General features: G+C 68.3%; 22 protein-coding genes. 8 read left to right on the plus strand and 14 right to left on the minus strand.

From position 1 onward, the window contains the following. Positions 1–181 precede the first annotated feature (181 nt). The 3 genes from tsf to WMK75_RS06245 form a co-directional block, all read right to left on the minus strand. The gene (tsf, locus tag WMK75_RS06235) at positions 182–1,093 is read right to left on the minus strand and encodes a translation elongation factor Ts (RefSeq protein WP_347266802.1); all 912 of its coding nucleotides are present in this window, start codon (positions 1,091–1,093) and stop codon (positions 182–184) included. 103 nt (positions 1,094–1,196) lie between these two features. After that, positions 1,197–1,982, minus strand: a complete 786-nt coding sequence (rpsB, locus tag WMK75_RS06240; RefSeq protein WP_347266803.1) for a 30S ribosomal protein S2 — start codon at positions 1,980–1,982, stop codon at positions 1,197–1,199. Between the two features lie 156 nt (positions 1,983–2,138). Beyond that, positions 2,139–2,873, minus strand: coding sequence for a hypothetical protein (locus tag WMK75_RS06245; RefSeq protein WP_347266804.1), 735 nt, complete (start codon positions 2,871–2,873; stop codon positions 2,139–2,141). Between the two features lie 203 nt (positions 2,874–3,076). Between WMK75_RS06245 and WMK75_RS06250 the strand changes: the two genes are divergently transcribed. Continuing rightward, positions 3,077–3,943 carry a hypothetical protein gene (locus WMK75_RS06250; RefSeq protein ID WP_347266805.1) on the plus strand — a complete coding sequence of 289 codons (867 nt, stop codon included), beginning with the start codon at positions 3,077–3,079 and terminating at the stop codon, positions 3,941–3,943. Positions 3,944–3,968: 25 nt separating this feature from the next. On the opposite strand, the gene WMK75_RS06255 is transcribed toward WMK75_RS06250, so the two are convergent. The 5 genes from WMK75_RS06255 to WMK75_RS06275 all read right to left on the minus strand — a co-directional run bounded on the left by WMK75_RS06255 (position 3,969) and on the right by WMK75_RS06275 (position 11,253). Next, on the minus strand, positions 3,969–7,577 hold the full coding sequence (locus tag WMK75_RS06255; RefSeq protein ID WP_347266806.1) for a vitamin B12-dependent ribonucleotide reductase: 3,609 nt from the start codon (positions 7,575–7,577) through the stop codon (positions 3,969–3,971). A gap of 427 nt (positions 7,578–8,004) precedes the next feature. Next, positions 8,005–8,547: a 5-formyltetrahydrofolate cyclo-ligase gene (locus tag WMK75_RS06260; protein WP_347266807.1), complete on the minus strand. Its 543-nt coding sequence runs from the start codon at positions 8,545–8,547 to the stop codon at positions 8,005–8,007. Continuing rightward, the gene (gene mgtE, locus WMK75_RS06265) at positions 8,532–9,917 is read right to left on the minus strand and encodes a magnesium transporter (protein ID WP_347266808.1); all 1,386 of its coding nucleotides are present in this window, start codon (positions 9,915–9,917) and stop codon (positions 8,532–8,534) included. The genes WMK75_RS06260 and mgtE overlap by 16 nt, the downstream gene beginning before the upstream one ends. A gap of 82 nt (positions 9,918–9,999) precedes the next feature. Beyond that, on the minus strand, positions 10,000–10,815 hold the full coding sequence (locus WMK75_RS06270; protein ID WP_347266809.1) for an inositol monophosphatase family protein: 816 nt from the start codon (positions 10,813–10,815) through the stop codon (positions 10,000–10,002). A 78-nt stretch (positions 10,816–10,893) separates the two neighbouring features. Next, positions 10,894–11,253: a helix-turn-helix transcriptional regulator gene (locus tag WMK75_RS06275; RefSeq protein ID WP_347266810.1), complete on the minus strand. Its 360-nt coding sequence runs from the start codon at positions 11,251–11,253 to the stop codon at positions 10,894–10,896. A 166-nt stretch (positions 11,254–11,419) separates the two neighbouring features. Between WMK75_RS06275 and WMK75_RS06280 the strand changes: the two genes are divergently transcribed. Continuing rightward, on the plus strand, positions 11,420–12,388 hold the full coding sequence (locus WMK75_RS06280) for an NADPH:quinone oxidoreductase family protein (protein ID WP_347266811.1): 969 nt from the start codon (positions 11,420–11,422) through the stop codon (positions 12,386–12,388). 123 nt (positions 12,389–12,511) lie between these two features. Next, entirely contained in the window at positions 12,512–13,282 is a 771-nt protein-coding gene (locus WMK75_RS06285) for a Bax inhibitor-1/YccA family protein (RefSeq protein ID WP_347266812.1), read from the plus strand. Positions 13,283–13,349: 67 nt separating this feature from the next. Here the strand turns inward: WMK75_RS06285 and WMK75_RS06290 are convergent, their stop codons facing one another. Continuing rightward, complete coding sequence (locus WMK75_RS06290) at positions 13,350–13,673, minus strand: VOC family protein (RefSeq protein ID WP_347266813.1); 324 nt, start codon at positions 13,671–13,673, stop codon at positions 13,350–13,352. A 48-nt stretch (positions 13,674–13,721) separates the two neighbouring features. Next, a complete protein-coding gene (locus tag WMK75_RS06295) occupies positions 13,722–14,123 on the minus strand; it encodes a group III truncated hemoglobin (RefSeq protein ID WP_347266814.1) in 402 nt (133 codons plus the stop codon). 211 nt (positions 14,124–14,334) lie between these two features. Between WMK75_RS06295 and ileS the strand changes: the two genes are divergently transcribed. Next, positions 14,335–17,253 (plus strand): isoleucine--tRNA ligase, encoded by a 2,919-nt coding sequence (gene ileS / locus WMK75_RS06300; RefSeq protein ID WP_347266815.1) that lies wholly within the window; start codon positions 14,335–14,337, stop codon positions 17,251–17,253. Between the two features lie 9 nt (positions 17,254–17,262). On the opposite strand, the gene WMK75_RS06305 is transcribed toward ileS, so the two are convergent. The 3 genes from WMK75_RS06305 to WMK75_RS06315 are packed head-to-tail and all read right to left on the minus strand — an operon-like array spanning position 17,263 to position 20,044. Beyond that, entirely contained in the window at positions 17,263–18,384 is a 1,122-nt protein-coding gene (locus WMK75_RS06305; RefSeq protein ID WP_347266816.1) for a hypothetical protein, read from the minus strand. Between the two features lie 2 nt (positions 18,385–18,386). After that, on the minus strand, positions 18,387–19,511 hold the full coding sequence (aroB, locus tag WMK75_RS06310) for a 3-dehydroquinate synthase (protein WP_347266817.1): 1,125 nt from the start codon (positions 19,509–19,511) through the stop codon (positions 18,387–18,389). Further along, positions 19,508–20,044: a shikimate kinase gene (locus tag WMK75_RS06315; protein WP_347266818.1), complete on the minus strand. Its 537-nt coding sequence runs from the start codon at positions 20,042–20,044 to the stop codon at positions 19,508–19,510. The genes aroB and WMK75_RS06315 overlap by 4 nt, the downstream gene beginning before the upstream one ends. Positions 20,045–20,175: 131 nt before the next feature. Here WMK75_RS06315 and WMK75_RS06320 point away from each other — a divergent pair, with 131 nt between their 5' ends. The 3 genes from WMK75_RS06320 to WMK75_RS06330 are packed head-to-tail and all read left to right on the plus strand — an operon-like array spanning position 20,176 to position 22,971. Further along, on the plus strand, positions 20,176–20,397 hold the full coding sequence (locus tag WMK75_RS06320) for a hypothetical protein (protein ID WP_347266819.1): 222 nt from the start codon (positions 20,176–20,178) through the stop codon (positions 20,395–20,397). Beyond that, complete coding sequence (locus WMK75_RS06325) at positions 20,384–22,009, plus strand: hypothetical protein (protein WP_347266820.1); 1,626 nt, start codon at positions 20,384–20,386, stop codon at positions 22,007–22,009. The genes WMK75_RS06320 and WMK75_RS06325 overlap by 14 nt, the downstream gene beginning before the upstream one ends. Then, positions 22,006–22,971 (plus strand): tyrosine recombinase, encoded by a 966-nt coding sequence (locus WMK75_RS06330; protein ID WP_347266821.1) that lies wholly within the window; start codon positions 22,006–22,008, stop codon positions 22,969–22,971. Before WMK75_RS06325 ends, WMK75_RS06330 begins: the two co-directional genes overlap by 4 nt. Before the next feature lie 5 nt (positions 22,972–22,976). Here the strand turns inward: WMK75_RS06330 and WMK75_RS06335 are convergent, their stop codons facing one another. After that, the gene (locus WMK75_RS06335) at positions 22,977–24,899 is read right to left on the minus strand and encodes a hypothetical protein (RefSeq protein ID WP_347266822.1); all 1,923 of its coding nucleotides are present in this window, start codon (positions 24,897–24,899) and stop codon (positions 22,977–22,979) included. Positions 24,900–24,990: 91 nt separating this feature from the next. On the opposite strand from WMK75_RS06335, the gene WMK75_RS06340 reads away from it, so the two are divergent. Continuing rightward, a partial coding sequence (locus WMK75_RS06340) for a 1-deoxy-D-xylulose-5-phosphate synthase N-terminal domain-containing protein (RefSeq protein ID WP_347266823.1) occupies positions 24,991–25,592 on the plus strand: 602 nt, incomplete at its 3' end.

Here is a 25,592-nt window from a genome sequence, read left to right on the forward strand (position 1 = left end):
CGAGCGCGGGTTCAATGGCAGATCGGTTCGTCCTTCGTTCCAAGTGGATCAAGACAATCGAAAATTGCGCACGATTCCGTGCCATCGGCAGAAACCCGCGCCCGACCAGAGGCTTGCGCCAGCACATGGCAAAACGCCGGCCACGGAGGCCGGCGTTTCGGGGATCTGCCCGGAACGGGGATCAGGCGCCGGCGCGGGTCTTGGCGACCTCGGCGGCGAAATCCTCTTCCTTCTTCTCGATGCCTTCGCCGACCACGATGCGGGCAAAGCCGGTGATCTCGACGCCGGCTTCCTTGGCGGCCTGCTCGACCGTCAGATCGGGGTTGATGACGAAGGCCTGGCCCAGAAGGGTGTTTTCGGCCACGAACTTCTTCATCCGGCCGGGGATGATGTTGTTCTGGATCACGGCTTCGGGCTTGGGCTTGGCCGAGGCCGAGTTTTCCTCAAGCGCCTTGGCGGTCTGCACCTCAAGCTCGCGCGCCAGCAGCGCCGGGTCGAGTGCCGCTTCCGACAGCGCCATCGGCGCGGTGGCGGCGATGTGCATGGCGAACTGCTTGCCGACTTCCTGCACCTTGGCGGCATCGCCCTTCAGCGCGACCAGCACGCCGATCTTGCCCATGCCTTCGGCGGCGGCGTTGTGGACATAGGAAACCACGGCATCGCCTTCCAGCAGGTGCAGCCGGCGCAGGGTCATGTTCTCGCCGATGCGGGCGATGGCGTCGGTCAGCACGTCCGAGACCGGCTTGCCGTTCAGATGCGTGGCCTTCAGCACTTCCAGATCGGTGGCCGCGTCCAGCGCGACATTGGTGATTTCGCGCACCAGCTGCTGGAAATCGGCGTTCTTGGCGACGAAATCGGTTTCCGAGTTCAGCTCGACCGCGACGCCGCGGCCGGCGCGGACGGCGACGCCCACCAGACCCTCGGCCGCCACGCGGTCGGCCTTCTTGGCGGCCTTGGCCAGGCCCTTGGTGCGCAGCCAGTCGATGGCGGCTTCCATGTCGCCGTCGGTCTCGATCAGCGCCTTCTTGGCGTCCATCATGCCTGCGCCGGTCGTCTCGCGCAGTTCCTTCACCATTGCAGCGGTGATAGCCATCGGGGTGTCTCCTTGCTTTTTCAACGCGTCAGGCGGGGCATGTCCCCGCCTGACAAATGCTGTTGCCAAACCTGCGCGGGCGAATACGGCCCGCAAGCCCGGATCAGGCCTCGGCGGCTTCTCCGTCCGAGGCGCCGGCCAGATCTTCCTCGATGCTGGCTTCCAGCGCGCCCAGATCGACGCCGGCGGCGCCCATCTGCACGGTCATGCCCTCGAGCGCGGCGCGGCTGGCCAGATCGCAGTAAAGCGCGATGGCGCGGGCGGCGTCATCGTTGCCCGGGATGATATAGTCGACGCCCTTGGGCGAGCAGTTGGTATCGACCACCGCGACCACCGGGATGCCCAGTTTCCGGGCTTCGGCGATGGCGAGGTCTTCCTTGTTCACGTCGATGACGAACAGCAGGTCCGGCAGGCCGCCCATCTCGCGGATGCCGCCCAGCGAGGCCTGCAGCTTGGCCTGCTCGCGTTCCATCTGCAGGCGCTCTTTCTTGGTCAGGCCCTCGGCGCCGCCAGCCATGGCCTCGTCGATGGCCTTCAGGCGCTGGATCGACTGCGAGACGGTCTTCCAGTTGGTCAGCGTGCCGCCCAGCCAGCGGTGGTTCATGTAATACTGCGCCGACCTTTCGGCGGCGTCGGACACGGCCTTCTGCGCCTGGCGCTTGGTGCCGACGAACAGCACGCGGCCACCCTTGGCGACGGTGTCGCGCACGGCCTGCAGCGCCGCGTCCAGCATCGGGACGGTCTGCGTCAGGTCGAAGATGTGGATGCCGTTGCGTTCGCCATAAATGAACTCGGCCATGCGCGGGTTCCAGCGCTGGGTCTGGTGGCCGTAGTGAACGCCAGCTTCAAGCAGCTGACGCATGGAGAATTCGGGAAGCGCCATGTCCATTTCCTTTCCGGTTTGCGCCTTGGCAGAGCTTTCAGGGGCTAGCCCCAACCGGTGGACCGTCGAAGGATGTCTCCCTCCGGGGCCCGGCTCCGCCTGTGAAGTGCGCGCCCATTAGCCGCTTTCGGGGGCAAGCGCAAGCCCGCAGTCCCTGCCCCCTCAGGCCGGCGGAGACCACAGCGGCAGCCCGGTCGCGGCCGCGACGCCGGGATCGGCGGTGTGCAGCGGATAGCCGCGGGCAAGAAACAGCCGCAGCGCCTCGAGGTCGCTGTCGGCATGCAGCCGCTTCAGGTCCAGCGCGTTGTAGCCATGCCCCGAGGATTTCGGATTGATCCCGGTCAGGATGACGTTCCTTGCGCCGCTGTGGATCGCCAGCGCTGCGGCGACGATGCCGTTCGACCATTTCGAATCAGCCTCGAGTTCAAGGTTCAGCCGACCCGTCGCCGCGCGCATCAGCGCGATCCGCTCATAGCGGCCCATCAGCCGCAGGCTGTCGCAGCCATAGCCGAAACCCGCAAGCCCCGCCTGCAGGCGCGCCAGCCCGTGGCGCCAGTGGATGACATAAAGGATCCCCGTCCGCTGCCCGGCCAGCACGCGGCGCACCTCGCGCGCATTGGCATTCGTGCCCTCGATCTGGTTGAACTGCATCAGCGTGACATCGGGGGTTTCGCTAAGCCAGGCGCGCGCCGCCATCTGGGAGGCATTGATCGAAATGACGCGGAAATTCCCGTCCCAACCCGCCGGGCGGGTCGAGACCGGGGCCGAACCGACGATCACCACATCCCTGCCCCGCAACTCTCCCTCAAGCCGGGGGGCGGTCGGGGCGAGCAACTGATACTTCAGATAGCGGTAAAGCTGGCGCCTGCCGCGCGTGATGCTGGCCAGAATCGACACCTTTGCAATTTCCTCCCGGGCGGTTAAGGTCAAGGGCCGTAAGGTTTCCGGTCGGGATGACGCGGGGTGGCGATGGAATCAAGGGCCGATGTGGCGCGTGCCGCAAGCAGTTTCCGCCAGCACCCCCCTGCCGCAGTGTCGTCCTGCGCGCCGGCCCCCGCTCTCCCCCCGGCCCCCGTGCCCCCCAAAGAATGAGAGGCCCCATGTCCGACACGCTTCCGACACTGCCTTCGGATCAGGCCGGTGACAGGGAATGGCGGGACCTGCTGGCGCCCTATGCCCATATCGTGCTGGTCGCGAACAGCGAGCAGGTCGACATGGCGCAGCTCGAACAGCGGTTCCAGCGCGACACGCTGTTCATCTTCTTCAACAAGGTCTTCAAGGTCCTCGACCATGTCTTTGACCGGCCCGCCATCCTGGCAAGCCGCAGCGGCATGATGGGTGCGAATATCGTGCACCGCCGCGAGGTGCCCGAGGTGATCCGGCATTTCGACCCGGCGCATTTCCTGGGCATCCTGAACATCATCATCGGCAATGACGAACGCTTCAGCAGTGCCGAGGAATTCGGCATCGCGCGCGTGGCGCATCTGGATCTCGATGCGACGCTCGCGCCCTTCTATCCTGCGGGCATGGTGCCGACGACCGGCTTCGGGCTGTGTATCTGGCTGACACGTCTGGGGCTGGGATCCAAGGTGGTGCTGGCCGGGTTTTCATCGCGGCGCAGCGAACGCTGGAAGGTCTTCGACATCCACGACTGGACCTTTGAGCAGGTGGTGCTGCGCCTCCTGGCCCGCAAGGGCGAGATCGAGATCCTCGGCGCCGGGGACGAGAACCGCTATGCAACCCTTCCCGCGCATTTCCCGCAATTCACCGCGGCCGAGGTCTCGGCCACCGCCGACGAGGTCCTGGCCGAGCGGCTTTCGCATCTGGGCACGACGATCGACCGGCTGATGTCGGTCACCAAGCCGCTGCGTTTCCTCGACCAGTCCTTTCGCAAGCTCAGGCCAAGGACGCGCAAGCAGAAACACCTGGCCCGCAAGGCCGCCGAGGAGGGTGGCGGCAAGGCCTGACCCGGCCCTGCCGCAGATCCCGGGGTCAGCTGCAGCCGCTGGTGCCGCCACAGGTGTTGCATTTCATGCAGGTGCCGTTCCTGACCAGCGTGTAATTGCCACATTCGCCACAGGGATCGCCCTCATAGCCCTGCATCCTCGCCTTGGCGCGGGCGTCCAGGGTCGTGACCCCGCCGCTTTCGCCCAGCGAGACCGCCGCAACCGAGACTTCCCCGCGCAGCGCCAGCAGGTCCTGCGGCAGGCGCTTGCGCAGATAGCCGGTCGAGCTGATCTGACGCAGCATTTCCAGCGAGCGCGAGGCACCGTCGCCGGCCGGGGCGGCGCTGGGCTGGCCCTCGGCCTCGCCGCCGCCCAGATCGTCGAAACGCGCTCCCTGCGGCTTCACATGCGCCAGATCGGTGCGGTCCAGATAGCTGACCGCCAGTTCCCTGAACACATAGTCAAGGATCGAGGTGGCATTCTTGATGCTGTCATTGCCCTGCACCATGCCCGCGGGCTCAAAGCGGGTAAAGGTGAAGGCGTCGACGAATTCCTCCAGCGGCACGCCGTATTGCAGGCCCACGGACACGGCGATGGCGAAATTGTTCATCATCGCCCGGAAGCCCGCACCTTCCTTGTGCATGTCGATGAATATCTCGCCCAGCTTGCCGTCGTCATATTCGCCGGTGCGCAGATAGACCTTGTGCCCGCCGATCACCGCCTTTTGCGTATAGCCCTTGCGGCGCTGCGGCAGTTTCTCGCGGTTGCTGCGCACCACCTCGCGCAGGATGATCTTTTCCACGATCTTCTCGGCCACCACCACGGCCTTTTCCTGGGCGCTGCCGCTGGCAAGGATCTCCTCGGCCTCGTCGTCGTCCTCGACCAGGGCGGCGGCCAGCGGCTGGCTCAGTTTCGATCCGTCGCGGTAAAGCGCATTGGCCTTGATGCCCAGGGACCAGGATAGCTCATAAGCCGCCAGCGCATCCGCGATGCTGGCGCTATTGGGCATGTTGATCGTCTTGGAGATCGCCCCCGAGATGAAGCTTTGCGCCGCCGCCATCATGCGGATGTGGCTTTCCACCGACAGGTAACGCCGGCCGGTCTTGCCGCAGGCATTGGCGCAGTCGAAGACCGGGTAATGTTCGGGCTGCAGATGCGGCGCGCCCTCCAGCGTCATGGTGCCGCAGACATGGTCGTTCGCCGCCTCGATCTGGGCGCGGGTGAAACCCAGATGCCGCAGCAGATCGAACCCCGGATCGGCCAGCTTTTCCGCCGGGATACCCAGGGTCTCGCGGCAGAAGGTCTCGCCCAGCGTCCACTGGTTGAAGACGAAGCGGATGTCGAAGGCCGAGGCCAGCGCCGCGTCGATCCTTTCCAGCTCGCGCGGGCCAAAGCCGTGGCCGATCAGGCTGGCGTGGTTGATCCCCGGGCAGTTGCCAAGGCTGGCATGGCCGACGGCATGGGCGACGATCTCCTCGATCTGCGCACTGCCATAGCCCAGCGTCTCCAGCCCCGCCGGCACCGAGCGGTTGATGATCTTGAAATAGCCGCCGCCGGCCAGTTTCTTGAACTTGACCAGGGCGAAATCGGGCTCGATGCCGGTGGTGTCGCAATCCATCACCAGGCCGATGGTGCCGGTGGGGGCGATCACCGTCACCTGCGCATTGCGATAGCCATGCGCCTGGCCCAGCGTCAGGGCGCGGTCCCAGGCGTCGCGCGCCAGCGCCACCAGCCGCGCATCAGGGCAGTTCGCCGCGTCCAGCGCCAGCGGCGCCACGTTCACCCCTTCATAGGCATCGCTGCCCTCGGCGGCGGCACGGTGGTTGCGGATCACCCGCAGCATATGGCCGGCATTGCGGGCATAGCCGGGGAATGCGCCGCGCTCGGCCGCCATCTCGGCCGAGGTGGCATAGGCCACGCCGGTCATCACCGCGCTCAGCGCCCCGCACATCGCCCGACCCCGGGCGCTGTCATAGCCCAGCCCCATGTTCATCAAGAGGCCGCCGATATTGGCGTAACCCAGGCCCAGGGTGCGAAAATCATAGCTGCGCTGCGCGATCTCGCGTGAGGGGAACTGCGCCATCAGAACCGAGATTTCCAGCGTCAGCGTCCACAGCCGGCTGGCATGGACATAGCCATCCGCATCGAATCCCCCGTCCCGCCAGAAGGTCAGCAGGTTCATCGAGGCCAGGTTGCAGGCGGTGTCATCAAGGAACATGTATTCGCTGCAGGGGTTACTGCCGCGGATCGGCCCGTCCTCGGGGCAGGTGTGCCAGGCGTTCACCGTGTCGTGAAACTGGATGCCCGGATCGGCGCAGGCCCAGGCGGCATGGCCGATCTGGTCCCAAAGCTCGCGCGCGGGGACGGTTTTCGCCACGCCGCCATCGGTGCGCCGGATCAGGTCCCACTGCTTGTCCTCGCGCACGGCACGCAGGAAGGCATCGGTCACCCGCACCGAATTGTTCGAATTCTGCCCCGAGACCGAAATATAGGCCTCCGAGTCCCAATCGGTGTCATAGGTCTGGAACTCAATCGAATCAAAGCCCTGACGGGCATATTGCAGAACCCGGTTCACATAGGTTTCCGGGATCATGCTGCGTTTGGCCGAGCGGATTGCCGATTTCAACGCCGCGTTCCGCGCCGGGTCGGTGGCACTTTCGATGTCGCCGTCCCAACCGCGGATCGCGGCGAAGATCTCGTTCAGCTTCTGTTCGTGCATCTTCGAGCCGGCCACCATGGAGGCGACTTTCTGCTCCTCGATGACCTTCCAGTTGATGAACTGCTCGATGTCGGGGTGATCCATGTCGCAGATCACCATCTTTGCCGCGCGTCGGGTCGTGCCGCCCGATTTGATCGCCCCGGCTGCGCGGTCTCCGATCTTCAGGAATCCCATGAGCCCCGAAGATTTCCCGCCGCCCGACAGTTTCTCGCCCTCCCCACGCAGGGACGAAAAATTGGTGCCCGTTCCCGAGCCGTATTTGAACAGGCGCGCCTCGCGCACCCACAGGTCCATGATGCCGCCCTCGTTCACCAGATCGTCGCTGACCGACTGGATGAAACAGGCATGCGGTTGCGGATGCTCATAGGCGCTGTCCGAACGCACCAGTTTGCCGCTGCGGTAATCGACATAGAAATGCCCCTGCGACGGACCGTCGATGCCGTAAGCCCAGTGCAGGCCGGTATTGAACCATTGCGGGCTGTTCGGCGCCCCCATCTGCGCCGCCAGCATGTGACGCATCTCGTCATAATAGGCGCGTGCGTCTTCTTCGTTCGAAAAATACTCACCCTTCCAGCCCCAATAGGCCCAGGCGCCGGCCAGCCGGTCGAACATCTGCCGCGCCGAGGTCTCGCCGACAAACCGCTCGGCCTCGGGCAGATCGGCCATTGCTTCCTCGTCCGCGACCGAGCGCCAGAGGAACTCGGGCACGCCCTTCTCGGGCACCCGCTTCAGCCGCGCCGGCACGCCGGCCTTGCGGAAATATTTCTGCGCGATCACGTCCGAGGCGACCTGGCTCCAGCCCTGCGGCACCTCGACGGCATCGTTGCGAAACACGATCTTGCCGTCCGGGTTGCGGATCTCGCTGCTGGTGGTGGTGAAGGCGATGTCGCCATAGGCACCGCCCTCGGCCGTGGTAAAGCGCCGCTCGATCCGCATATCCTGTCCGTCCCCCTGTTGCGCCGGGCCGTGCGGCGCCGCCCTCCGGACCGTGCCGGCAGGCATCGGTCAGGCGGCCAGAGCCCCGGCTTTCCGAACTGTCATCCTTGATCCCCGCCAACGGCCGCCATTTCGGTTCAGACACCAGATATGGTGGACTTGCGGGCATGGACCACAACCTGAACCGGGTTACGGCACATTTCAACCGAAATTTTCGCTGGACTTCCGGGGCTTTGCCGCCATCCGGCCGGCGCATGGATTCGCTGCATCCGCACTGTTAACAAGCCTGCCGCCGGGCGGCGATTGCGTAAAATCCAAACGATCCGGCAGGGTTCGCGCCGCTGATGCACCGGCTTTCAACAGGCTTATCCCCAGCCTGTGCACAGCCCGGTTGCGTTTTCGTTCGCACGGCGCGGCGCAGGAAAAATCAGCGCTGCGGCAGGATGGCGCCGCGATCGGTGACGATCAGATCCAGCATCTGATCTGTCACTTCGGCGGGAATCGCGCGAATCTCTTGCACGGCATAGGCGAATCCGATCGCCGTGACCGCGCCCTCGGCCCGCAGGTGCTGCAACGTGCGGTCGTAATAGCCGCCGCCATAGCCCAGGCGGTGGCCCATGCGGTCGAACCCGGCCAGGGGCACGATCAGCACCTCGGGGCGCAGCAGCGGCGAATCGCCCGGGGGCTGGCTGGTGCCGTAGCGCCCCGGCTCAAGCCTGCCGTCCCAGAGGCGGAACTGCAGCGGCAGGCCCGGCGCCAGCACCACCGGCAGGCAGACCGGCCCCTGATGCGCCGCCATGGCCGGGCGCGGGTCGGCCTCGCCCCGGATCGGCCAATAGCCGGCCAGCACCCTGCCCCGATGCGCCACCAGCGCCGCCAGCAGATGGCGCGTCATCGCCGCATCGTCGCCGCCCCCGGCCCGCGCCGCCAGCGCCTTGCGGCGCAACTCCTGCTTCAGATCAGCAGCCATGACGCCAGGCCCAGGAAGGCAAAGAACCCCATCACGTCGGTCATGGTGGTCACGAACGTCCCAGAGGCCAGCGCCGGGTCCAGCCCCAGCCGGCTGAGGCCCAGCGGCACCAGCACCCCGCCCATGGCCGCGACGACCTGGTTGGCGACCATCGCCATGCCCAACACCAGGCCGATCTGCACGTCGCCCAGGATGAACCCGCCCGCCAGCGTCAAGAGCAGGGCAAGGCCCAGCCCGTTCAGAAGCCCGGCCATCAACTCGCGCAGGATCACCCGGCGCGCATTGGCGCTGGTCAGGTCGCGCGTCGCCAGCGCGCGCACCGCCACCGCCAGCGACTGCGTGCCGGCGATGCCGCCGGTCGAGGCGACGATCGGCATCAGTGCCGCCAGGATCACCAGCTGCGCCAGCGTGGATTCGAACCGCGAGATCACCACCGCCGACAGCGAGGCGGTGAACAGGTTGATGATCAGCCAGGGCAGGCGCTGGCGCGCGGTCTGCAGCGGCCCGTCCGAAACATGGCTGTCGTCCGAGACCCGCGCCATGCGCAGAAAGTCCTCCTCGTGTTCCTCGTCCAGCACGAACATGGCGTCGTCGATGGTGATCGTGCCCACGAGCCGGTCGTCGTCATCGACCACCGGCGCCGAGATCAGGTGATACTTGTTGAAGGCATAGGCCACGTCGCCCTCGTCCTCGCGGGCGCTGATGGTGCGGAAACTGTCCTCGGTGATCTCGCGCAGCGCCACATGCCGGCGCGAGGACAGAAGCTTGCCCAGCGTGACATAGCCGGTCGGATGCCGGCGCGGATCGACCAGCACCACATGATAGAACTGGTCGGGCAGCCATTCCTCGGCGCGCAGGAAGTCGATGGTCTCGCCCACGGTCCAGTCTTCGGGGGCGGTGACGACCTCGGATTGCATCAGGCGGCCGGCGGAATGTTCGGGCCAGGTCAGCGAGCGCTCGACCGCGGCACGGTCGGATTCGTCCAGCGCCGCAAGGATCGCCTGCTGCTCGGGCGCCTCCATGTCCTCGATCAGGTCGACGACATCGTCGGTGTCCATCTCGCGCACGGCCTCGGCCAGCACTTCCTGCGGCAGCTGCTCGATGACCTCGTCGCGGATGGATTCGTCGATCTCGGACAGGATGTCGCCGTCGATCTCGCCCGAGTAGAGCCCGAGGAAGGCGCGGCGGCGCGGCGGCGTCAGCTGCTCGATCAGGTCGGCGATGTCGGCGGCGTGCACCGGCTCCAGCAGCGCGTCCAGCGCCGCGCCGTCGCCCTCGTCGATGGCCTTGCCGATCGCGTCCAGATCCCTCTGGCTCAGCTGGAAATCGGCGTCGCCGCTGTCGGTTTCGGCCTCGCGCAGATCGTCCATCGGCGGCCCTCCCCTGATTCTTGTTGCTGTCTGCGGACGCTTGCCCCGGCTGGCGGCACCATAGGGGCCGCGGGCGCGGGCCTCAATCGCCCTTGAGCAGCGCCAGCGCCTCGGCATGCAGCGCGGCCGAGCCGGCGGCGAGGATGGTGCCGCCGCCATGCGCCGGCCCGCCCCGCCAGTCGCTGACCACGCCGCCCGCGGCCTGCACCACGGCGATGGGGGCAGCGACATCATAGGGCTGCAACCCGGCCTCGATCACCAGATCGACATGGCCGGCGGCCAGCAGCGCATAGGCATAGCAATCGAGGCCGTAGCGCACCAGCCGCGCCCGCGCCGCGACGCGCGCAAAGGCCGCCTGCTCGGCCGCGCTGCCCACCTCGGGATAGGTGGTCATCAGCGTGGCCTGCGCCAGCGCCACGCCCTGCCGCGCCGCCAGCGGGGTCTCGCCCTGGCGCGACAGCAGCCGCGCCCTGCCGAAGCCGCCCTCGAAACGCTCGTCCAGATGCGGCTGGTCGATGATGCCATAAACCGGGCCGTCGGCGGTGGAGAGGCCGATCAGCACCCCCCAGCTGGGGGCACCGGCCATGAAGGCGCGGGTGCCGTCGATCGGGTCCAGCACCCAGGTCAGGCCGCTGCTGCCGTCCTTCGGCCCATATTCCTCGCCCAGGATCGCGTCCTCGGGCCGCTCGGCCTCAAGGATCGCGCGCATGGCCCGTTCGCTGGCGCGGTCGGCCTCGGTCACCGGATCGAAACCGGCGGCGGATTTGTTGTCCGGCCGCAGCGCCGGGCTGCGAAACAGCGCCAGCGTCTTATGCCGGGCGGCATCGGCCAGGCGATGCGCCAGCCGCGTGATCTGCCCGGCCTCATCGGCCGAGATTGTCCTCCTGGCGTCTGCCATGGCCTGCCCCGCACAACTGTTCCGGGGCAGGTTTAGCCGCAGCCGCGCGCAAGCGAAAGCCCGGCGGTCGCAGTGGCGTCAGGCCGCGTCGGACAGCACCCGCGCCAGTTCGAAGATCTGGCGGCGCTGCGCCTCGGGCATGGCGTAATAGGCGCGCACCAGCTGCAGCGCCTCCTTGTCGGCGAGGATGTCGCCCTCGACCGCGGTGGTCACCTGCCCGTCCTCGAGCCCCTCGAAGAAGAAGCTGACCGGCACATCCACGGCGCGCGAGATGTCCCACAGCCGCGAGGCCGAGACGCGGTTCATCCCGGTCTCGTATTTCTGGATCTGCTGGAACTTGATCCCGACCTTTTCGGCCAACTGCTGCTGGGTCATGCCGATCATCCAGCGCCGGTGCCGGATGCGTTTGCCGACATGGACATCCACGTTATGTTTCATGGTAACACCTCACTCAATCTAAGCGGGCACTATAGCAGGTTTGCGCAATTTTCGAGTTCTAATCTTGCGACCTGACCAAAAAGACAATTCGGCAGAAGCGCCAGAAAACGCTGGCGAAATCCGACGCGAACTGGAAAAGCCAGGCATGGGCACTTTGGGAGGCAGCATGAGCACGACCTGGAAGACGATGGAAATCAGGGAAAAGGCGGGGATTCCGCTGCCCGGCAGCCTTGTCCTGCCCGATCCCGGGCCCGGCCAGGTGCTGGTCAGGCTGCGCGCCGCGGCGCTGAACTTTGCCGATCTGCTGATGACCGAGGGGCGCTATCAGGACAGCCCGCCCCCGCCCTATGTCCCGGGGCTGGAGGGTTCGGGCGAGGTCCTTGCCGCCGGGCCGGGGGTGGATCTGGCGCCCGGCCAGCGCGTCGCGGTGCTGGGCCAGGGCACGATGGCCGAGGCGAATCTGTTCGCCGCCTCCGCCTGCACGGCGATTCCCGATTCGATGCCGCATGAGGTGGCGGCCGGGTTCCAGATCGCCTATGGCACCAGCCATTTCGCCCTGACCCTGCGCGCCGGGCTGCGCGCGGGCGAGACGCTGGCGGTGCTGGGCGCGGCCGGCGGTGTCGGGCTGACCGCGGTCGAGATCGGCGCGGCGCTGGGCGCGCGCGTCATCGCCGTGGCGCGCGGGCCGGAAAAGCTGGCGGTGGCGCGCGCGGCCGGGGCGGCGCATGGCATCGACAGCGACGACTGCCCCGACCTGCGCGCGGCGCTGCGCGATCTGGGCGGCGTGGACGTGGTCTATGACCCGGTGGGCGACGCGCCCGGCGCCGCCGCCTTTGGCGCGCTGCGGCCCGGCGGGCGCTTTCTGGTCATCGGCTTTGCCGGCGGCCAGCCGCCGCAGCTGCCGCTGAACCACGCCCTGGTCAAGAACATCGCCATTCACGGATTCTACTGGGGCGGCTATCTGCGGCTTGACCCAGGGCTGCTGCGGCGCGACACCGAAGCGCTCTTCGCGCTTTACCGCCGCGGCGGGCTGCAGCCGCATCCGGGCACCGTGCTGCCGCTGGCCCGGCTGGCGCAGGGCTATGCGCTGCTTGCCGGGCGCAAATCCATCGGCAAGGTGATCGTCAGCATCTGAATTTTGCGTCAGCCTGCGCGGGAAAACGCAAGTGCCGCATTGAAATCGCCCCATTCCTCGCCAATATCTGCGTGGATGGTGGGCCTCATGGGCCGCACCGCGACTTTCGACCGGGGAGAACCTATGCAAGATTTCAATACGATCCGCACGGCCGGGACCGCGACGCGCTCGGCCGCCGTGGATGAAGGGTTGCGCGCCTACATGAACAAGGTCTATGGCCTGATGGCCGTGGGCATGCTGGTCACCGCGGGCACCGCCTGGGGCATGGCGGGGCTGACGCTTTCCGACGTGCCGACCCCCTATGCGCTGGGCAATGGCAAGTTCCTGACCGAATTCGGCAAGACGCTGTTCCTGTCGCCGGTGAAATGGCTGGTGATGTTTGCGCCGCTGGTCATGGTCTTTGCCTTCGGCGCCGCGCTGAACCGGCTGTCGGTGCGGGGCGCGACGACGATGTTTTACGTCTTTTCGGCGGTGATGGGCGTCTCGATCAGCTGGATCTTTGCCACCTACACCTCCTATTCGATCGTGCAGACCTTCATCGTCACCGCGATCGCCTTTGCCGGCCTGTCGCTTTACGGCTACACCACCAAGCGCAACCTGTCGGCGATGGGCACCTTCCTGATGATGGGGCTGATCGGCCTGATCATCGCATCGATCATCAACATCTTCCTGCAGTCGGGCGCGATGCAGTTCGCGATCTCGGCCATCGGGGTGCTGATCTTTGCCGGCCTGACCGCGCATGACACGCAAAACATCAAGAACACCTATCTGCAGCTTGCCAATTCGGATCGCGATTTCCTGGGCAAGGCCGCAATCATGGGTGCGCTGCAGCTTTACCTGAACTTCCTCAACATGTTCATGTTCCTGCTGCAGTTCATGGGCAACCGCGAGTAAGCGCGCGACTTGCGACCATTGCAAAAGGGCCGGGCATCTGCCCGGCCCTTTTCATGCGAGGATCGGCTCAGGTCCCGGACCAGACCGCCAGCTCGGTGCCGCCCGGTTCGCGGAAGTGGAAACGCCGGCCACCGGGAAACGCAAAGATCGGCCGGGTGATCGTGGCCCCCGCCGCCGTCACTTGCGCCAGCGCCGCCTCGAGGTTGTCGCTGCGCAGGATCACCAGCGGCGGCGCCAGCGGCGCGGCCGCGATCCCGCCCGAGACGCCGCCATCGGCGATCTCCTGGTAATCCGGGCCATAGTCGTTGAAGCTCCAGCCAAAGGCGCTGGCAAAGAAGGCCTTGGTGGCGGCGATGTCGGGGGACGAGAACTCGATATAGTCGATCTGCATCGCAGGATCTCCTCGGATGTTCTCGCTTTGTTTACCCTTGTAGCAGGCTCAGCGCAAGGAGGGCGGCGCCGAGCTGCGGTCGCGCAGGTCCTCGACCCCCATGCGCAGGCCGGCGCCGATGCGATGGGCCAGCACCGACCAGGCCTCGGCCGGCTCGGCCGGCAGCGTGCGCTGCAGCACCTCGTCAAACAGCGCCAGCCAGAGCGGGAAATGCCCGGCCTCGACATCGCCGGCGCGCATATGCGCCATCATCGGATTGCCGTCATAGGCCCGCTCGTAAAGGATGGCATTGCGCCAGAAGCGGGCGATCTTGGCCTCGTGCTCGGGCCAGTCGGCGACATGGTTGGCAAAGACCGGGCCAAGTTCCGCGTGCCGGCGAATCGCGGCATAGAAGACGGCAACGACGCGGTCGATCTGTTCGGGAGTGACTTCAAAGCGTGGCGGGATCATGGCCCATGATATGTGCCGGCGGCGCGCGACTTGCAAGATGGCGGCTTGTCGCGGCGCCGGCCATCGGGCGCTTGCAGCCCCCCGGGCGGTTTCCTATAACCCCGCCATGTTCAGCAGGGCGCGGATTTTCCGAATTATTCGCCCGGCGGCGTAGGGTGTCCTCGCCGTCGGGTCACCTCCGCCTGCCCTGCCAGCCAAGGATTCCCGCCAGATGAGCGACACCACCGATACCGCGCCCGATTACCGCGACAGCGTCTTCCTGCCCCAGACCGATTTTCCCATGCGCGCCGGGCTGCCCCAGCGCGAGCCGGAATGGCTGGCCCGCTGGGCGCGCATCGGCATCTATGACCGTCTGCGCGAGACCGCCGCCGGCCGCGCACCCTTCGTGCTGCATGACGGCCCGCCCTATGCGAACGGCAACCTGCACATCGGCCACGCGCTGAACAAGACCATCAAGGACATCATCGTGCGCAGCCACCAGATGATGGGTCGCGATGCGCGCTATGTGCCGGGCTGGGACTGCCACGGCCTGCCGATCGAGTGGAAGATCGAAGAGAAATACCGCAAGGAGGGCCGCGACAAGGACGCGGTGGACGTGGTCGAGTTCCGCCAGGAATGCCGCCGCTTTGCCGAGCACTGGGTCGGCGTGCAGCGCGATGAATTCAAGCGCCTGGGCGTCACCGGCAAATGGGACGACCCCTATCTGACCATGGACTTTCACGCCGAGGCGGTGATCGCGGCCGAATTCATGAAGCTTCTGATGAACGGCAGCCTCTATCAGGGCAGCAAGCCGGTGATGTGGTCGCCGGTGGAAAAGACCGCACTGGCCGAGGCCGAGGTCGAATATCACGACCACACCAGCCACACCATCTGGCTGCGGTTCCCGGTGCAGTCGTCGCGGAGTATTTGGGGAACAGAGAAGCCCGCCAGCGTGGTGATCTGGACCACCACCCCCTGGACGATTCCGCAGAACCGGGCGGTGGCCTTCAATCCGGCGATTGCCTACGGCATCTATCGCGTCGGCACCGTGGCCGAGAATGCCACGGCCAAAACCGGTGAACTGCTGGTGCTGGCCGATGCGTTGGTCGAAAGCGTCATGCAGGCGGCCAGGGTCGCGGATTGGGAACGCGTCGGCGGTGTCGCGGCGGCCGATCTGGACGGGCTGATGTTGTCCCACCCCCTGCGCGGCGTCGAAGGCGCCGAGGCCGAATGGGACTTTGACGTGCCCATGCTGCCCGGCGATCACGTCACCGAGGACGCCGGCACCGGCTTTGTCCATACCGCCCCCAGCCATGGCGACGACGACTATCAGCTTGGCCTGCGCCACAAACTGCCGATGACCTACAATGTCGAGCCGGACGGCAGCTATCGCGCCGACCTGCCGCTGTTCGGGGGACAGGCGATCCTGACCGCCGACGGCAAGGAGGGCCCGGCCAATGTCAGCGTCATCAAGCAGCTGGCCTGGGCCGGGGCGCTGCTGGCCAAGGGCAGGATCAAGCACAGCTATCCGCATAGCTGGCGTTCCAAGGCGCCGCTGATCTATCGCAACACCCCGCAATGGTTCGCGGCCATCGACCACGAACTGGCCGACGGCATGGGCGAATATGGCGCGACGATCCGGGCCCGCGCCCTGAACTCGATCGACCGGCTGGTGAAGTGGTGGCCGCAGTCGGGCCGCAACCGCATCCATTCCATGGTCGAGAACCGGCCCGACTGGGTGCTGTCGCGCCAGCGCGCCTGGGGCGTGCCGCTGACCTGCTTCGTGAAGAAGGGTGCAAAGCCCACTGATGCCGATTTCCTTTTGCGCGACCAGCGCCTGAACGACCGCATCACCGCCGCCTTTGAACGGGACGGCGCCGATGTCTGGTATCGCCCCGGCTTTGCCGCCGAGATGCTGGCGGGCATCGCGAATCCGGAGGATTACGACCAGGTCATGGACGTGCTGGATGTCTGGTTCGACTCCGGCTCGACCCATGCCTTTGTTCTGCGCGACCGTGCGGACGGGGCGGCGGACGGCATCGCCGATGTCTATCTTGAGGGCACGGACCAGCATCGCGGCTGGTTCCAGTCCTCGCTTTTGCAGGCCTGCGCCACGCGGGGCCGCGCGCCCTATCGCAATGTGGTGACGCATGGCTTCACCCTGGACGAGAAGGGCATGAAGATGTCCAAGTCTCTGGGCAATACCATCGTGCCGGCCGAGATCATCAAGCAATATGGCGCCGACATCCTGCGACTGTGGGTGGCACAGACCGACTATACCGCCGACCAGCGCATCGGCCCCGAGATCCTGAAGGGCACCGCCGACAGCTATCGCCGGCTCAGGAATACCCTGCGCTTTGTCCTTGGCAACCTTGCGGGCTTTGACGAGGCCGAGCGCATCGGCAGTGCCGAGATGCCGGAACTGGAGCAATGGGTGCTGCACCGTCTGGCACAGATCGACGGGCAGTTGCGCCAGGGCTATGAGGGTTTCGACTTTCAGGGCGTGTTCCAGACCGTATTTCAGTTCGCCACGGTGGACCTCTCGGCCTTTTACTTCGACATCCGCAAGGACGCGCTTTATTGCGACGCGCCGGATTCCATCCGGCGGCGGGCGGCGCGCACGGTGCTGGACATTCTGTTCCACCGGCTGGTCACCTGGTTGGCGCCGATCCTGCCCTTTACCATGGAGGATGTCTGGCTGAGCCGCTTCCCCTCCGAGGATGGCAGCGTGCATCTGCAGGACTTCCCGGCGACACCGGCGGAATGGCTGAACGAGCCGCTTTCCCGCAAATGGGAGGCGATCCGCCGCACCCGCCGCGTGGTCACCGCCGCGCTGGAAATCAAGCGCAGCGACAAGGTGATCGGCGCCAGTCTTGAGGCCGCGCCGGTGGTGCATGTCGAGGACGGCGAGGTTCTGGCGGCGCTGAAATCGGTGGCCTTCGCCGATATCTGCATCACCTCGGGCCTGAGCCTGACTGCCGACCCGGCCCCGAACGAGGCGTTCCGGCTGGCCGAGATTCCCGGCATCGGCGTGGTGTTCGAGACCGCCGAAGGCGAGAAATGCCAGCGCTGCTGGAAGATCCTGCCCGATGTCGGAAACCACAGCCACCCCGGCACCTGCGCGCGTTGCAACGCGGTCCTGGGGGGCTGAGGTCGCCCCTCAGCGCAGCCAGAGCCCGGCCTGGCGCAGCCGGTGCCGCATGGTCTTTTCGGGCGGGGGCGGGTCCTGTTTCGCGAACATCGGCCGGATCAGCCGCCGCCCCCCGCCCCGGCGGATCAGTCGCTCGCTCGCCTCGTCCTGCAGATGCGGGGCGATGCGCGGATCGGCGGCGAGCGATTCGATCAGATCCAGCACCGGCGCCGGCTCGCGCGCGTAAAGCAGCGCGAGGTTGCGGTAATGGCAGGTGGCCCAGCCGTCCAGACCCGCCAGTTCCGGCCCCGGGCGCCCGCCGCCCAGGGCATGGATCACCAGCGGCAGGGTGATCTGGTCCAGCCACGGATCCAGGCTCTGGCAGGCCAGCACCTCGCCCGGCGCCGCGCGGATCGCCAGCGCCCAGTCGAGAAAGCGGCGCCCGAAGGCCCGCGGATCGGCGCCATAGAACCAGCCGGCATTGAAATAGAGATAGCGCTCCCAGTGTTCCTCGGGCTGGGAAGGGTCGAGCGAGCTGTCGAAGTCCAGCCCGAAACGCTGGTGCAGTGCGCGCCAGATGTCCGCGTAGCCGGGGCCATAGAGCGGCGGCTCGGGCCAGGTATTGCTGCGCCGCATCGAGGCCGAGGGGCGGGAAAAGTCGAAACCCACCCGCTCAAGCGGCCCGGTCACCAATGTGTCGCTGTCCAGAAACAGGAAGGGCTCAGCTTCGGGCAGCAGCGCCAGCGCCTCGATCTTGTTGCCATGCGGGTAGCTGTGCCCGAAATGGCGCGCGACCAGGGGCAGGATCTCGGCGCCGAAATCCGCCAGCGCCAGGTGCAGGGCCGCGGGCATGCGCGTGTCGCAGCCCTCCCAGGCGGCCACGGGCTGCGGCTCGGCGATGATCAGCCGGCCGCGCCAGTCGGGCGCGTTGCGCCGCAAACTGGCCGCCAGCAGCAGCGCCTGCTGGCCAAGCCTCTGGCCCTGGCCGACGGCAAGGATGTTGAACGGCCCGGCCGGCACCCCGGGCGCGGAGTGCTGCAACCGGCGCCCGACGCGCCGCGCCTCGCGCAGGGCCAGCCGCTGGGCCCGGTTCGCCGCCTGGCGCGCGGCGCGGGCGGCGGCCTTGCCGCCGCTGTCATCGCCTGCGCGCAAGTTCAGGCCGGGGCCGAGGCGCCGAGGCGGGACTCGGCCAGCACATGGCGCAGCGCCGCAGGATCCACCTCGTCGGTGACGAAGGCCTGGCCGATGCCGCGCGCCAGCACGAAGCGCAGCCGGCCGTCCTGAACCTTCTTGTCCTGGCCCATCAGCGCGATCAGCGCCTGATCGTCGGGCAGATCGCCCGCAATGTCGCCGATGCGCGTCGGCAGGCCCATGGCCGCCAGATGCGCCGCCACGCGCGAGGGCGCCTCCTGGCTGCACAGGCCAAGCCGCGCCGACAGCGCGAAGGCCAGGGTGCAGCCGATGGCCACCGCCTCGCCATGCAGCAGCCGGGCGCTGTAACCGGTGGCCGATTCCAGCGCATGGCCAAAGGTATGGCCAAGGTTCAGCAGCGCGCGCTCGCCCTGCTCGGTCTCGTCGCGCTGCACGATCCCGGCCTTCATCTGCACGGAATGGCGCACGGCGCGCTGCAGCGCCTGCGGATCCCCGAACAGCGCCGGGCCGGCGGATTCCAGGTCGCGGAAAAAGCCCTCATCGCCCAGCAGCCCGTATTTCGCCACCTCGCCATAGCCGGCGCGCAGGTCGCGCGGCGGCAGCGTCGCCAGAATGTCGATGTCGGCCAGCACCAGCGCCGGCTGGTGAAAGGCGCCGATCAGGTTCTTGCCCTGCGGGCTGTTGATGCCGGTCTTGCCGCCCACGGAACTGTCCACCTGCGCCAGAAGCGAGGTGGGGATCTGCACAAAGCGCAGGCCGCGGCGCAGGATCGCCGCGGCAAAGCCCGCCAGATCGCCGATGACCCCGCCCCCCAGCGCGATCACCAGATCCTTGCGCTCGATGCGCTGCGCAAGCAGCCATTCGACGGTGCGGCCCAGCTCGGCCCAGCATTTCGTCGCCTCGCCCGCGGGCAGCGCCAGCGCCGGGGCGTCGATGCCGGCACTTGCCAGCGCCGCCTGCAGGGGGGCCAGGTGCAGGCCGGCCACGGTCTCGTCGGTCAGGATCGCCACCCGCCGCCGGCCGGCCAGGGCGAGGATCTGCTCGCCCGCGCGCGCCAGCAGCCCGCGCCCGATGCGCACGTCATAGGAACGCGCGCCCAGGTCCACATGCACGGTGTCGATGCTCATTTCGTCTCCAGGATCTCGGGGGCATGGCTGGCGAGGGCGTCCAGCACGCGCGTGGTGGTCTGCTCGATGCTGTCGCTGCGATCGGCGCCGACGCGGATATCGGCCAGCGCATAGGTCGGGCGGCGCTCGGCCAGCATCCGTTCCAGCGTGCCGTAAGGGTCGGCGGTCTGCAGCAAGGGCCGCGTCGTGCGGTGCCGCACCCGGTTCCAGAGCGTTCCCAGATCGCAGTCCAGCCAGACCGAGACGCCGTGTTCGCCGATGCAGGCACGGTTCTCGGGCCGCAGCCAGGCGCCACCGCCGGTCGAGATCACCCCGTTGCCTGCGGCCAGCACCCGCGCCAGCACCTCTGATTCGCGGGCGCGAAAGAAAGCCTCGCCGTCGCGGGCAAAGATCTCGGGGATGGTCATGGCGGCGGCGCGCTCGATCTCGGCGTCGGTATCCGAGAACGGGCGACGCAGCCGGCGCGACAACTCGCCGCCGATTGCCGTCTTTCCCGCCCCCATCATTCCGATCAGCACGATGTTTCGCCGCATCACCACCCCGAAGTCCACCCTTGCAACCGGACTGACTGATGGCGTGATCTTTCGGGAAATGCCATATATATTTCGCATCAGTCGGCGTCAGACCGGCCAAGGCAAGACTTTCGAGGCGGAAGGAAGATTTCATGCGGCTTTTGAAACTGCTGGCGGTTCTTGTCATTCTTCTGGTGGCAGGACTGGCGGGATACGCCTATTTCGGCGACATGAATTCCACCCCGCGCGAGATGCGGATGCCGGTGGCGCTTGACCTTGGCGCGGCCGAGACCCCCACGCCCGCGGCGCCGACGGCCGAGGCCGAGCAGCCGGCCCCCGCCGGGGCGGAAAGCGGGAAAGATGATCTGGACTGATCCGCACCGCCTTGCCCTGGCGCTGGCCGTTGCCGCGGGGCTTGCCGGCCCGGCGCTGGCGCGGCCGCCGCTTGCGGCCAGCGACTGGCTTTCGGGCAGCGTGCAGCCGCCGGGCAATGTCTCGTCCTGGCGCCCCGGCGACGCGCGCCCGCCCGAGCTGCGCCGCCGCAGCACGCGCGAGATCGCGCCCACCGGCGCCGTCGAGCCGGTGGGCGTCACCCGGCTGGGCGAGGGCAATCCCGACGGCAAGGGCACGGTCTCGCCGCGCGCGGCCGGGCTGCCGCCGGGGCTTTGGGGGGACAGCGACACCGCGGTTCTGGTGCGGCTGATCGGCGAGTCGCATCCGCGCCTGCCGGTGATGCGCCGTCTGGAACGGCGGCTGCTGGCGGCGCAGCTGCAGCCGCCGCGCAGCATCCAGGGTCAGGAAGGCGCGCTGTTCCTGGCCCGGGTCGACAAGCTTCTGGACATGGGCGCCACCGGCGCGGCGCGCGAGCTGCTGAAGGCCGCCGGCCCCGGCGACCCCGAGCGTTTCCGCCGCCTCTTCGACATCGCGCTGCTTTCGGGAGACGAGGCCCATGCCTGCGAGATCATGGACCGCACCCCCGGCGTCGCCCCCAGCTTTCCGGCACGCATCTTCTGTCTCGCCATGAGCGGCGACTGGCCGGCGGCGGCGATGGTCTTTCACGGCGCCGAGACCATGGGGCTGATCGCGCCGCAGATGGCGGCGCTGCTGGCGCGCTATCTTGACGACGCCTATGTCGACGAAGGCGGGGAACTGCCGGTGCCGCAGCCGGTCTCGCCGCTGGAGTTGCGGCTGTTCGAGGCCATCGGCCAGCCGCTGCCCCTGACCAGTCTGCCGCTGGTCTTTGCCCTTGCCGACCTTGACGAGAACACCGGCTGGAAGGCCCGGCTCGAGGCGGCCGAGCGCCTGGCGCGGGCCGGCGCGATCCCGGCCTCGCAGCTGCGCGACATCTATCTGGAACAGAAGCCCGCCGCCTCGGGCGGGGTCTGGGACCGCGCGGCCGCGGTGCAGGCGCTGCGCGTGGCGCTGAACGCGCGCGACGCGCAAGAGGTGGCGCGCACGCTGCCGCGCGCCTTCGATACCATGGTTCCCGCGGGTCTGGGTCCGGCGCTGGCGGACATGGCCGGGGCCGAGGCCGGGGCCATGGCGCTGTCGGGCCGCGCGGGGCAGATCGCGCTGTGGCTGGCCCTGCAGGCCGGACAGGCGCAGGTGCTGCAGGCGCCGCCCGCCGATGCGTCCGAGTTCGACCTGTGGCTCCTGCGCTTTGCCGAGGGCGAGCCCGAGACCGCGCCGCCCTCCGGCACCACCGGGGCGGCACCGCGCGCCGCGACGCTGTTTCCGGCCTTTCTCGGCCCATCCGAACACGATGTCCCCGCCGCCACGGCCGAGCTGATCCTGGCGGAGCGTCGCGGCGAGGCCCTGCTGGCGGCGATCGCCGACACCGATGCCGGGCTGGACGGCGATCTGGCGCGGGCGGCGCAGGGTTTGCGCAGCCTGCGCGCCCTGGGCCAGCAGCAGGTCGCCCGCCAGGCGGCGGTCGAGCTGATCCTGGCCCCGATCCTGCAACCCGCCCCCGGCACCGCACCATGAGCGGCGCCCGCCACGAGGATGAGCGCCGCATCCTGGCCTTTCTTGACGCCGAGGCCGCCGAGGCGGGTGCGGCGCGCAACACGCTGCTGGCCTATGGCCGCGACCTGCGCGACTTTGCCGCCTGGCTGGCGGCGCGCGGGCAGACGCTGCTTTCCGTGCCGCGCGAGGGTATCGAGGACTATCTGCGCCATTGCGAGGCGCAGGGCCTGTCGCGGGCGACGCGGGCGCGGCGGCTGTCCTCGATCCGGCAGCTGACGCGCTTTGCGCTTGAGGAAGGCTGGCGCGAGGACGACCCCGCCGGCCGCATCAGCGGCCCCGGCCGCGCCCGGCGGCTGCCGCGCATCCTGGGCCGCGCCGAGGTGCAGGCCATGCTGGACGCGCTGGCCGGGCTTGGCCGCACCCCCTGCGACAGGGCGCGCAACCGCGCGCTGGTCGAACTGGTCTATGCCACCGGGATGCGCGTCAGCGAACTGGTGACCCTGCCGGTCAGCGCCTGCCGCGGCGATCCGGCGCTGATCCTGATCCGGGGCAAGGGCGGCAAGGAACGCATGGTGCCGCTGAACCGCCCGGCGCGCGAGGCGCTGGCCGACTGGCTGGCGCTGCGCGACCATGCCGCGCCCACGACGCAGCTGGGCCGACTGGTCGCCGGCAAGGGCGCGCGCTGGCTGTTTCCGGCCGCCAGCCGCGAGGGGCATCTGGGCCGGCAGTCGATGAACAACCTGCTGGGGCAGCTGGCGCTGGCGGCCGGAATCGATCCGGCGCGCGTGTCGCCGCATGTCATCCGCCACGCCTTTGCCACGCATCTGCTGGAGGGCGGCGCCGATCTGCGCGCCATCCAGACCCTGCTCGGCCACGCCGACCTGGGCACCACCGAGATCTATACCCATGTGCTGGACACGCGCATGCGCGAACTGGTGCTGAACCACCACCCGCTGGCGATCGGGTCCCGCAAGCCGGACTGAGCGCCTCAGCCCGGCCCCGGCCCGGCATCGCCCAGCTTCTGTCGCAGCCGCGCGATCAGCGGAAAATCCGGCCAGAAGGTCTCGGCCAGGTCAAGCTGCGCCGCGACCGCGTTCCTGCGCCCGGCCTCATGCGCGCGGACGGCGGCGGAAAGGCGCAGCATGGCATTCTCGGGCGCCAGCGCCAGCGCCGAGGTCAGCCACCTGTCGCCGCTCTTGCGATTGCCGGCGGCGAAACAGGCATCGGCCAGGCGCTTGTGGGTCAGGGCCTGATGCGGATGCTGCGCGTCCAGTTCGTGCAGCAGGCGGAAGGCGCGCTGCAGCCGGTGGTGCAGACGCAGCTGTGCCGCGCAAAAGCCGAACCGCGCCGCATCCCCGGCGCCGATCGCCGGGTGCTTGCCCGCCGTCAGCGCCGTCTCGAGCGCGCCCAGCCCCGCGGCCGCCGGGGCCAGCTTCTGGCGCAGCTCCGGCGCCAGCAGCAGCGCGCCCTGCAGCTGCGCGTCCAGCAGCAGCTCGGCCCAGTCGCCGCGCAGCATCCACAGCGGCATGACCGGCCCCTGATCCGCAACCGGATGCGGCTGCGCCAGCACCGGCAGCAGGGCGGGATCGAACAGCAGCTCGCGCCGCGCCCGCCCCGGCTGCGACAGCGCCCGCCACAGCAGGGCCGGCGTGACCGGACCATCGGCACGGCGCCCGGTCAGGATCATCGCGATCAGCCCGGCCTCGAGATCGGTGCGGCCAGCGGAATGCCAGCCCTCGCTGCAGGCCAGCAACACCTGCCGGCAGCGCGACTTGTCGTGATGGCTGATCCGCGGCGCCTGCAGCCCGGCCTCGGCCAGGTGACGCGCCGCATCGGGCAGGCGCGACTGCAGCGCCGCCACCGCCAGATCGGCATGCAGAAACGGAAAGCGCGTCAGGAACCGCTCCTGCCTGGCAAAACCCGCGACCAGCTCCGCGCCGCGCCCGACCGAGACCGCATGACGCGCGGCAAAGCCCAGGCTTTGCGCCAGATCGCCCGGGGCAAGAAAGCTGTCAGGCCGCGCGATCACCCGCTCCAGAAGCGCGTCATGCGCGGCCGTGCGCGCCTCGGGCGGCAGTCCCTGCGGCAGCGCCAGGATGTGACAGCCGCCGATCGTCGCCGCGGCCCGGGAAAAGGCGCTTTGAAACGGCGCGCCCACGCTGGCGCAGCCCGCCATCAGCAGCAGCTCCAGCAGATCGCGCGCGGCGGGGCCCGGCGCCATCCCGGCCAGCAGATCCGAGGCCGCCAGCACCCGCGCGCTGTCCTGCGCCAGATGCGCCACCGCCCGCGGCGTGTCCGAGAACCCGATCACCGGCCCGTCCGAAAGCGCGATGAAGGCGCGAAAGAATTCGTCCGGGACGTATTTCGCGCTCCATGCGGAATAGGACCAGGGATCGCCGTCCAGGATGTCGCCGCGCCGGACATGGATCGCCACCGGATCGCCGCCGCCGGCCTGCGCCAGCCGCTGCCGCGCCTCGGCAAGCGCCGCGCGCAGCGGCGCAGCAAGTTCGATGCCGGCGGCGATCTCGCGCAGCTCGGCCGCGACCTCGGCGGGGGATTCGTCCATGAAGCGGACCGGCTCGGCCATGGTGTCGCATTCATGGCGCTCGCCTCGGGCCAGCGCCTCGGCGAACCCCTCGACCGACAGGCCCGGCGCCCGGGTGCACAGGTTGGCGCGACCGCGCAGGTCCGGCGTCTGCCCGATGACGGTGACATGGCGCGCAACGAAATCGGGGGCGAAAAAGGCGCAGGGGTCGGCCAGTTCCGGATAGGCGCCCGAGGCATCCGCCAGCCACAGAAAGCGCCCCGGCGTGCCGAACTTGCGCGACAGGCGCAGCACGTTCAGCAGGCAGGTCAGCCGCGCGCCGATCCGGTCCTGGCGAAAGCCGATGATGGGGGCAACAGGCGTCATCGAAAGCGCAATGCCCGATCCCATGGCGGGTTGCAACCACGCGCAGGCCTGCCTATTTGGGCTTGCCGCCACAACAGCACGGAATTCCGACATGGACATCGACGCCCGCCGTCAAGCCGATCCCGCCCACTGGCGCCTTGCCACCGCCATCCGCGCCCTTGCTATGGATGCGGTCGAAGCCGCGAACTCGGGCCATCCGGGCATGCCGATGGGCATGGCCGATGTCGCCACGGTCCTGTTCCGCGACCACCTGAAATTCGATGCCGCGGCGCCCAACTGGTTCGACCGCGACCGCTTCGTGCTGTCGGCCGGCCACGGCTCGATGCTGATCTATGCGCTGCTTTATCTGACCGGGTACGAGCAGATGTCGCTCGACCAGATCCGCAACTTCCGCCAGTGGGGGGCGATCACCGCCGGCCACCCCGAATACGGCCATGCCGAGGGGGTCGAGACCACCACCGGCCCGCTGGGCCAGGGCATCGCCACCGCCGTGGGCATGGCCATCGCCGAAGAAGCGATGCGCGCGCAGTTCGGCGCCGATCTGTGCAACCACCGGACCTGGGTCATCGCCGGCGACGGCTGCCTGATGGAGGGCATCAGCCAGGAGGCCATCGCCCTGGCCGGCCACCAGAAGCTGAAGAACCTGATCGTGCTTTGGGACGACAACGACATCACCATCGACGGCCGCGTGTC

Origin of the sequence: Paracoccus sp. (in: a-proteobacteria) (assembly GCF_039808215.1) — a bacterium.
In the GTDB taxonomy this organism is placed as follows: domain Bacteria; phylum Pseudomonadota; class Alphaproteobacteria; order Rhodobacterales; family Rhodobacteraceae; genus Paracoccus.